This is a genomic window from Stenotrophomonas sp. STEN029, assembly GCF_056760015.1.
This window is the reverse complement of the sequence record NZ_JBRREC010000127.1, coordinates 1-10295: the sequence shown is the minus strand read 5'-3', so window position 1 is coordinate 10295 and position 10295 is coordinate 1. Positions and strand designations below refer to the sequence as shown.

The 10295-nt window shown below is 62.3% G+C and carries 4 protein-coding genes; all 4 read right to left on the bottom strand.

Annotation, left to right across the window (positions count from 1 at the left end; translation table 11 throughout):
- Positions 1–123: 123 nt before the first annotated feature.
- Positions 124–2772 (bottom strand): TonB-dependent receptor, encoded by a 2649-nt coding sequence (locus ACVOLI_RS19300; RefSeq protein WP_481615617.1) that lies wholly within the window; start codon positions 2770–2772, stop codon positions 124–126.
- A 603-nt stretch (positions 2773–3375) separates the two neighbouring features.
- Entirely contained in the window at positions 3376–6168 is a 2793-nt protein-coding gene (locus ACVOLI_RS19295) for a TonB-dependent receptor (RefSeq protein WP_481615616.1), read from the bottom strand.
- A 50-nt stretch (positions 6169–6218) separates the two neighbouring features.
- Positions 6219–7307 (bottom strand): glucokinase, encoded by a 1089-nt coding sequence (gene glk, locus ACVOLI_RS19290; protein ID WP_481615615.1) that lies wholly within the window; start codon positions 7305–7307, stop codon positions 6219–6221.
- 490 nt (positions 7308–7797) lie between these two features.
- A complete protein-coding gene (locus tag ACVOLI_RS19285) occupies positions 7798–10107 on the bottom strand; it encodes a beta-N-acetylhexosaminidase (protein ID WP_481615614.1) in 2310 nt (769 codons plus the stop codon).
- Between the last annotated feature and the right edge of the window lie 188 nt (positions 10108–10295).

Here is a 10295-nt window from a genome sequence, read left to right as displayed (position 1 = left end):
GGGGGGGGGGGGGGGGGGGCGGGGCGGGGGGTGGGGGGGGGGGGGTGGGGTTGGGGGGGGGGGGGGCGGGGGGCCCCCGCCCCCCGCCCCCCCGCGGTACGGCATCAGCAGCGGTTGCCTGACTTAGAAATCAAAACGCAGTGACGCCATGTAGCGACGGCCGGTGGTGTACAGGCCATTGGTGAGCGCCTTGCTGCCAAAGTAGCTGTGGTACTTCTCGTTGAGCAGGTTCATGGCGTTGATCTGGATGGCCAGGTTGTCGTTGATGCGATAACCGACGGAGGCATCCAGCGATGCGTAGTCATCGGTCCACACCTGGGTGTTGGCCGCAGCCATGCGGGTGAAGTACTTGTCGCGCCAGCCGTAAGTGACCCGTGCGCTCCAGTTGCCCTGTTCGAAGTAGGGGCTGATGTTGAACTGGTGCTCGGAGTTGAACGGCAACGGACGGCCATCATCGGCCTCGCCATCGGAGAAGGTGTAGTTGGCGACGATGCCGAAGCCCGCGCCGAAGCCCTGCTGCCATGCCAGCGAATAACCGCGGACCTTGGCGTTGCCTGCGTTCTGCGGACGGGTCACGTCGTACAGATCATCCCGGTTCTGGTTGATGTTGTAGTGGGTTTCCTTCTGCGACTGGTTGAGGATGTAATCCTTGACGTCGCGGTAGAACAGCGAAGCGGCCAGGATCGCGTTCTCCGACAGGTACCATTCGGCGGAGAAGTCGAAGTTGGTGGACTGGTACGGATCCAGGTCAGGGTTGCCGCCGGCACCGGACAGGTTCAGGTCGGTCAGCCAGATGTAGCTGGACATGTCCGCATAGTTCGGGCGGGCGATGACCTTGGCCGAGGAGAAGCGCAGCACCACATCATCGTTGAGGTCGTAGATCAGGTTGAGGTTGGGCAGTACGTTGTTGTACTTCTTGCCCGCGACGACGGTTTCCCATTGCGGGCAGGGGTTCAGGTTGTTGGCGCAGGTATAGCCTTCGTTGGTGGTCTCGGTGCGCACGTAGCGGACACCGATGTTGCCGCGCAGGCGATCAAAGCTGAAATCGGCCTGGGCATAGACAGCCTTGCTGTCTTCCTCGATCGACCAGGTGTTGCGCGCGAACTCGCCGGAGTTGAACGGCGACAGCGCAGGCATCGAAGCACCCGGCGCCAACCACTTGCCGCTCATGATCCACTCGTACAGCTTGGCCGGATCAACGGTGAAGCGATCCGAGAGTGCGCCGCCATTGCCAAGGCCGGACAGGTAATCACTCGGCATCGGACGCGGGCCGAACTCGCCGGCGCTGTTGGTCGCTGTGGTGTTGAGTGCGAAGCCGCGCTGCACCTGGCCGACGAAGTGATCGCGCTGCTTGTAGCCGAAGCGCAGCAGGTAGACCGGTGAGTCGAGCTTCAGGCCGAAGTCGATCTGCCCGTACTTTTCCTTGTCCACGGTCGGCTTTTCGACCACGTTGCCGGCCCAGTTCTCGAAACGGAACAGCGACGGATCGGTGAACGGGTTGCCGTTCGGGAAGCTGACTTCGAATGGGTTGGTGTCGGAGTTCTTGACCTTCCATTCGTAGTCGGTGTGGGCGAGGAATTCGCTGTAGAACTGACGCGGGCCGGCATCGGCACGGGTGCTGCCGATCTGCGTGCTGAGCGACCAGCGTTCGTCGTTCCAGGCGGCCTTCAGGTCGTAGGTGCGCGATTCGGTTTCGGCCCAACGGCTCTGCAGGTCGAAGATCGAGAGCGCGTTCTTCATCTTGCCACCGGTGACGATGCCATCCTTGATGGTGATGTCGGTCAGCCTGCCGCCGCTGTGGAAGTTGTTGCCCTGGTTGATGAACATCGGGTGGGTCTGATGGTCATAGCTGGCATCGATGGCGAAGGCATTGAACTCGATGTCGAGCTTGTCGACCGGCTTGGCCTGCAGGCTCAGGGTATAGGTGTCGCGCTTGCGCTCCTGCTCAAAGAACCCGGCACCGGCCGAGTTGACGCCGATGGCGTTCGGATTGGCGCGGATCGCGTCGGCGCACGCGCCAGCGCAGGTGCCGTTGGCGATCGACGCATTGAATGCGCTGGCGGTGATGACATTGAATGCCTCGTAGCCTTCGCGGCGGATGTTTTCTTCATCGCGTTGTGCCGAGAACACCACGCCGAAGTTCTCGGCCTGGTTCTTCCAGCCCAGCAGCAGGGCTGCGTTCGGGTCGTTGGTGCTGGCCACTTCATTGCGGGTCACGCCGACCTGGCCGGAGATGGTCAGCGACTTTTCCATGTCCAGGGGCTTGCGCGTGCTGATCATCACGGTGCCGCCGATCGAGCCTTCGTCCAGACGGGCTTCGGGTGACTTGAACACCTCGATCTTGCCAACCAGCTGCGGTGCCAGCAGCGAGTAGTTGAAGGTGCGGGTGGGGAAGTCGGACATGTTCCAATCGCCCGAGGCGATGGTCTGGCCGTTGAGCAGGGTGCGGTTGAGCGAGGGATCGGTGCCGAGGATGCTGACGCGCTCGCCCTGGCCGAAGGCGCGGTCGATGGCGACGCCGGGGATGATGGTCATCGCTTCGGCGACGTTGGTGGCCGGGAACTTGCCCACGTCCTCGGCGGTGATGACGTCGACGATGGCATCGGCATTGCGCTTGGTCTCCAGCGATTGCTGCAGGCTGGCGCGGATACCGGTGACGACGACACGGTCAAGCTCGGTTGCTTCTTTCTGCGCGTCCTGGGCGGCGGCGGAGAAGCTGATTGCCAGACAACTGATGATGGCGGCGGTGAGCGGCGACTTGCGGTGGTTCAAAGGTCTCTCTCCCTTTGCTGATGGATGGCCGACGAATGCGAGCCGGTCAGTGATTGCCGCAGCCCGGGTGGGCATGCGGTTAGATGGTCGCGGTCAGCGAGCTGGCCGGCCGCGTGGAATCTGGCGTCAGTCAGAGGCGGTCGTGGGGATGACGTCGCGCGCGGCCGCCCTGCGATGCAGGCTGCCGACGTGGAAAAAGTGGAGGTGTTGCTGGCGATGCTTGTCCACGTCATGCCTCGATGCGTTGGGTGGAGCGCGGGACTACCGGTGTTCAGCCAGGAGTGGAGTTTGCGGTGAATTTTTGCTTTTTTCAAAAATAATTTTCATGAAAAAATCCCAGTTTAAGAAGGCGATTTCATGCGTTTAATGCTTTTAATAAAGCGATTTTGCTATGAAAGGAAATTTCCATTCATATCTACTGAAATGGATTCAACGATATTTATTTGATGCCTGCAAATTATGTTCAGCGTCAATTCATTGGTAATTGCGGTTCCGCTTCATTGCAGCGATTGCCTGCACGGGCACAAAAAAAGCGGGCCTGGAAAACCCAGGCCCGCTGGAGGAGAAAGAACAGCAGAAAACAGGTGCAGCGTTGGTGCTTGCTTAGAAGGCGAAGCGCAGCGAAGCGTTGTAGCGACGGCCACTCAGGTAGGCGCCGCGCAGCAGCTGCTCGGTGCCGGAGTAGGAGTGGTACTCCTCATCGAGCAGGTTCATGCCTTCCAGGGCAACGGTGAGGTTGTCGGTGATCTTGTAGGAAATGGAGGCATCGACCGAGGTGTAGTCCATGGTCCACAGGTCACGACCGCCACTGACGTTGGTGAAGTACTTGTCGCGCCAGTTGTAGGTGATGCGGGCTGCCAACTTGTCGTTCTCGAAGAACGGCGCAATGTTGAACTGGTTCTTCGAGTTGTACGGCAGCGGACGGCCATTGGTGGCCTCGCCATCGGAGTACGTGTAGTTGGCGACGATGCCGAAACCCATGCCGAAGTTCTGCTGCCACGCCAGGGATGCACCCTTGATCTTGGCGTCGCCGGCATTCTGAGGGCGATCAACCCGATAGATGGTTTCCTTGCCCTGGTTGATGTTCCAGTGGGTTTCCTCGCGAGTTGCCATCAGGATGTAGTCGGAAACGTCGCGGTAGAACAGCGAACCGGCCAGGATCGCGTTCTGCGAGAAGTACCACTCGGCCGAGAAGTCCAGGTTGGTGGACAGGTAGGGCTTCAGGTCCGGATTGCCGCCGCCGCCGGTCTGCTGCTGATCGGACAGCCACAGGTAGCTGGACACGTCAGCGTAGCCCGGACGGGCCATGGTCTTGGCTGCGGAGAAGCGCAGCACCAGCTCGTCGGTAGCGTCGTAGACCAGATTCAGGTTCGGGAGCGCGTTGTTGTACTTGCTCGGCTTGACCCGCCACTCGTACTTGTCCGCCGTGCAATCCTTCGGGTTGTTGACGGTGCAGATCCAGGCGCCGCTGCCCACTTCGGTCTGTACGTAGCGCACGCCGATGTTGCCGCGCAGGCGGTCAAAGCTGAAGTCGGCCTGCACGTAGGCGGCCTTGATGTCTTCTTCGATGGTCCAGGTGTTGCGTGCGAACTCCGCATTGCCCAGCGTGGTCGGGACCGGTGCGGTCTGCCACGGTGCCAGCCACTTGTTGCTGGCGATGTAGTCGGCCAGTGCCCAGCCGTCGATGGTGAAGCGATCGGCGAGGTCACCATAGCCGCCGAAGCCGCTCAGATAGTTGCCCGGCAGTGGGCGCGGATTGAACATCGAGGCGGTGGCATCGCCATAGCCCTGGATCGATGCCAGCGTCACGCCGCGCTGGATCTGGCCGGTTTCATGCGAGCGCTGCTTGTAGCCGGCGCGGATCAGGTAGACCGGCGAATCCAGCTTCAGGCCGAAGTCCAGCTGGCCGTAGGTTTCCTTGTCCAGGGTTGGCTTTTCCACCAGGTTGCCGCCCCAGCCCGATGCCCAGTTGCCTTCGGCTGGCGGGTTGGTGTGCCACGGATTGGCATAGCCGCCATCCATGCGGAAAGCTTCCGGGTCGGTGAACGGGTTTGCGCCGTGGAAGATGACGCTGCCCGGCTTGTTCGGGCCATTTTCGATCGACCAGGTGTAGTCGGCGTTGGCCAGGAAGCTGCCATAGACCTGCTTCGGGCCACCTTCGGCCTTGGTGCGACCGATGTGGGTGGAGGCGAACCAGCGTTCATCGTTCCAGTCGACCTTGACGTCGTAGGTTTCCGACTCGACCTTGGCCCGGCGGTTCTGCAGATCGAACGCCACGCGGCCGTTCTTGTGCGTACCGCTGGTAATCAAGCCGTCCTTGATGGTGACATCGGTCATCGTCATCAGGCCGCCATAGGTATTGCCAGGCCAGACGAACATGGACTGGGCCATGTGGTCGAAGTTTGCGTCGACCTTCAATGCGTTGAACTCGATGTTCAGCTGCTCGACCGGCTTGAACTGCAGCGATGCCGAATAGGTGTTGCGCTTGCGCTTCTGTTCAAAGAAATGTGCGCTCATCGAGCCGGGGCCCACGGCATTCGGGTTGGCGTTCAGGGCGTCCGCGCAGGCGCCCTGGCAGGTGCCCGGCTTCTGCGGCTGCTGCCCATTCGGCAGTGCTGGCACCGACCAGTCATCGCCGGTGTTGTTGACCGAGCCGGCTGCGCCATCGACGCCATCGCGGTAGTTCTTGGCGGTGACGGTGCCGTAGGACTCGATGCCGTCACGGCGGATGCTTTCGTTGCTGGCCTGTGCCGAGAGAATGAAGCCGAAGTTCTCGGCCTGGTTCTTCCAGCCGAAGGCGGCGGAGGCACTCGGATCGGTCTTGTCGACGCGGTCGTTGCGGCCGTAGCTGACGCGACCGCTGACGCTGACCTTCTCCGGCATGTCCAGTGGCTTGCGCGTGGAGATATTGACGGTGCCGCCGATCGAGCCTTCGTCCAGGCGTGCTTCCGGCGACTTGAACACCTCGACCTTGCCGACCAGTTCCGGCGCCAGCAGCGAGTAGTTGAAGGTGCGGGTCGGGAAGTCGGACATGTTCCAGTCGCCCGAAGCGATGGACTGGCCATTGAGCAGGGTGCGGTTCAAGGCCGGGTCGGTACCCAGGATGGACACCTTCTCGCCCTGGCCGTATGCACGATCGATGGTGACGCCCGGGATGATGGTCATCGCTTCGGCGACGTTGGTGGCCGGGAATTTGCCCACGTCCTCGGCGGTGATCACGTCGACGATGGCGTCGGCATTGCGCTTGGTTTCCAGCGACTGCTGCAGGCTGGCGCGGATGCCGGTGACGACGACGCGGTCAAGCTCGGTGGCTGCCTGGCCTGCGTCCTGCGCGTGCGCGGAAAAGCTCAGGCAGGTGACGATGGCGGCGGATAGTACGGACTTGCGGTACCTCATGATGTCTCTCCTCATCATTGATGGATGCCGGCGAACCGGCCGTATGTAGTTCAATGGGAACCCGTGCACGAGCAGACAGCCTCATGCACCTGCGGTACTGCCGGACTCGACGCGACGGGTTCTGTTTCCCTGCGTCCCAGATACCAACTGGCGGCGCCGATGACGCCCAGTTGCCCGTGCTCTACCAACTTCACGGGGATGCGTTGCAGCGCCTCGCGCATCGGTCCCTTGTTGAGGAGCCGCTCGGCGAAGCTGCTGTTCAATAGGAACTGGCTGATCTTGGGCAGGATGCCGCCAGCCAGGTAGATGCCGCCCTGGGCGCCGTACAGCAGCGCCATGTCGCCAATGGTCGAGCCGAGAATCGCGCAGAACAGCTGCAGCGTTTGTTCGGCATGCGGATCGCTGCCGTCGCAGGCGGCGGCGCTGATTGCATCGGGTGTGGTGTGCACGGGCAGGGTGTCGCGCACGGCGCACAGCGCGTTGTACAGATTGAGCAGGCCGGGGCCAGACAAGGCGTGTTCGATGGCGACATGGCTGCGCCCGTGCAGCATGTGCTGCAGCACGGCGACTTCCAGCGGGCTGCTGGCACTCAGCGAGGCTTGCCCGGCTTCCGTGGCCAGCACCATTGAGCGATTGCCATTGGGAATCCACAGCGCCGCGCCCAGTCCGGTGCCGGGGCCAACGATCAGTACGGGACCCTCGGCAGCGGTGGCCGGTCCGCTCAGCTGCAGGGCATCGCTGGCGTCGATATGTGCGGCGGCATGCGCCACGGCTTCGAAGTCGTTGACCAGGTGAACCGCGGCGAAGCCGAGGTCATCGCGGATGCGGTTGCAGGACAACGGCCACGGTAGGTTGGCGGAGATCACCGTGCCATCGGGCAGGGCGTAGCCGGCACTGGCGATGGCGCATTCGCGCACGTTGGCGTGGTCGACCGGGAACTGGGCAAGGATGCTGCTCAGGTCGGGGTAGTCGGCGCAGCGGTACTGGCGGTAGGCCAGCAACTGCATGGGCGCGCCGGTGCTGCTGCCTGGCTGTACCAGTCCGACGCGGACGTGGGTGCCGCCCACATCCGCGGCCAGCAATGGCGCGACAGATGTGGGAGTGGTCAGCTTGGCTGTTGGATTCCGGCTGGCAACCACGCACGTCCCCTGGAAGTTGGCGCGACACCTGTTGGCGTTGCGGCATGCGGAGTGTCAGCGTTTCGTGACAACGATGTCAAGGCGCACTGCAAAAAATTTTCACTCTCGGTGCGAAGCTGGCGATGTCTATATATCAATGATTTCAGTGGTTATTTTTGTTTCATGTGAAATTCATGGAGGCTTTTTGATTGAAGTTGCTGGGGTTTCTTTTGTCCTGTGAAATTTTTTGGCATGCCAAGAGCCCCTGTAGGAGCGGCGTAAGCCGCGAAGCCGGGGGCAACGAAATAGAGGGCTTTTCTGTATCCCTGATCGGCAACGGGCATCGGTGAGTTGATGTACAGGGCTTCTGCGGGCTGTTGGATCCGTTGCTTCGCGGCTTACGCCGCTCCTACAGCCCCGTACAAATTCGGGAATGTCCAATGGCCGACGGCAGACAGCAGAAGGCCACCGCATGCGGTGGCCTTGTGCCTGCATCAAACCGCTGTGTGGATTACTTGCCCGGTTCGAGCTTGATCCAGTCCAGCGTCCACATGTTGGGGCGGGTGTCGCCGGTGAAGCGCACGCACAGGTCGCCGCGTGTTGCGGGGGCGGTGATGCTGGCGTCCAGCTCGAGGAAGCCGTCGGTATTCGGTTCGGCCGGCAGTGCTACCGAGGCCAGTGGCTTGCCTTCGCAGTTGGCCAGGATCTCCATTTCGCCGTGGGCAGTGCGTGCCGGCGCGAACTTGCGCGAAGGCTCGTCATGGGCCAGCTGGAAGTTGTACGGAATTCGGCCCGCACGCACCTTGATGCGGCTGATATCCGACAGGTCAACATCGCTCCACAACCAGCACGGGTTGAAGATGTTGACGTTGAACACTTCGCGCTCGCCTTCTGCAGGGCCGTCATCTTCCAGGCGCAGCAACAGCTTGCCGCCATTCGGGCACAGGCCCAGCTGGGTGTCTTCGCGGACCAGCAACGAAGCAGCGTCAAGCTTGAAGGTGTTGGCGCTGGCCAGTGGCTTGCCATCAAAGAACGCGGCGGTCTGTACCTGCAGCGGCACCTTCAACTGCAGTGGTTGCGCATACAGCGGCGAGCTTGCGGTGACCGGGCTGCCATCCAGCGTGTAATGCACCGGGTAGCCCAGCGGATTGTTCAGGCTCACCTGCACCGCGCCAGTGCGGTGCTCACCCTTGTCGATCATGTCGACCTGGAACGGCGTCTTCGCATAGGCGATGTTCATCGCCTGGTAGCGCTGCAGCTGCTGCGGCAGACGCTGCAGGAAGTTGCTGAAGTTGCGCTTGTCCTGCGGGCTCCAGCCGGTCTCGGCAACCGCAGCCAGGCGCGGGAACAGGTTGTGCTCCAGGTTCTGGTTGTTGCGGGTGTGCTCGTTGAACATGTTGGCCTGCAGGCCAAGGATGTGCGAGCGCTTGTCCGCCGCCAGTTCGGCCGGTACCGGCTCGAACTCGTAAGCCTTCTGCAGGGTGATGGTGGCCGGGCGGCCCGGCGGCTCGTTCGGCGACTCGGTCTGCAGGTAGTCCATGTACATGTGGCTGACCGGCGACATCACCACGTCATGGCCTTCGCTGGCGGCCTTGAGCCCGCCTTCGGTGCCACGCCAGGACATCACCGTCGCTTCCGGCGGCAGGCCGCCTTCGAGGATTTCATCCCAGCCGATCAGGCGGCGGTCGTGCTGCTCCAGGAACTTCTCCAGGCGCTTGATGATATGGCTCTGCATTTCCATTTCATCCTTGGCGCCGAGTTCGCGCATGCGCTCCTGCACGCGTTTGGAGGCGATCCACTGGTCCTTGACCGCTTCGTCGCCGCCGACATGCACGTACTTGGACGGGAACATCTGGATCACTTCTTCCAGCACATTCTCCAGGAACTGGAAGGTGGCTTCCTCGGTGTTGAACAGGTTCGGGAACACGCCCCACTGATTGTCGATGACCAGTTTCTGTTCGGTGGTACCCAGCTCCGGGTAGGCGACGATGGCGGCGGTGGCATGGCCGGGCACGTCGATTTCCGGGATCACCTGGATGTGGCGCTCGGCGGCGTAGGCGATGATTTCGCGGATCTGCTCCTGCGTGTAGTAGCCGCAGTACTGGCGCGCTTCGCCGGTGGCGGTATTGATGCCGGCATCACCCAGCGGCACGCGGCAGCTGCCGACTTCGGTCAGCTTCGGATAGCGCTTGATCTCCATGCGCCAGCCCTGGTCATCGGTCAGGTGCCAATGGAAGGTATTGAGCTTGTGCTGCGCCATCGCATCGAGCAGCTTCTTGATCTCGTCCATGCTCTGGAAGTGACGTGCAGAGTCGAGCATGAAGCCACGCCACGGGAAGCGCGGGGTGTCGTTGATGGTGGCGGCGGCGACATGGCCTGGCGTGTTGCCGGTCAGCAGCTGTGCGGCAGTGACCGCGCCGTAGAACAGGCCGACATCATCACCTGCGCTGATATCGATGCCGGTGTCGGAAACCTTCAATGCGTAGCCTTCGGCGGTGTTGAGTGCCGAAGGATCGAGGCGGAAGCGGACCTGCGCCTTGCTGGCGTTGTCGGCGATGGCCAGGGTCGGACCACCATTCTGCTTGAGCAGGGTCACGAACTGCGCGGCGGCGCGGCGCGCTGCCTCGTCGTTGCCGCCGACGCGGGCGGAGTTCTGCAGCACGAAGTCCTTGCCGCCGTCAGCCTGGTAGCTGGCGGGCAGGGGGACAAGCGAAGGGGCGGAGGTGGTGTCGGCGGCCTGTACCTGCAGGGCGGACATGCCCAGCAATACGCAGCTGCTGAGCCACGGCGCGCGGCTGCGCTTGTGGAAGGACTTCGTCATGGGCGGAGCTCCTGTCTGTGCTTGGGCGGCAGTGTGTAGTGCCGCATCGATCTTGTGTAGTGCCGAGCCATGTTCGGCAAGGTGTTGCTGTGGCTGTTGCTTCTGTTGTTGTGGTGGGGCGCCCAGGGGGGGCGGGGGGTGGGGGGGAAATGCGTGGGGTTGCGGGGATGGGGCGGGCCGATATAGAG

Coding starts and splice junctions, on each gene's coding strand:
- ACVOLI_RS19295 (WP_481615616.1), bottom strand. CDS start 6,168: ATGAGGTACCGCAAGTCCGTACTATCCGCCGCCATCGTCACCTGCCTG.
- ACVOLI_RS19285 (WP_481615614.1), bottom strand. CDS start 10,107: ATGACGAAGTCCTTCCACAAGCGCAGCCGCGCGCCGTGGCTCAGCAGC.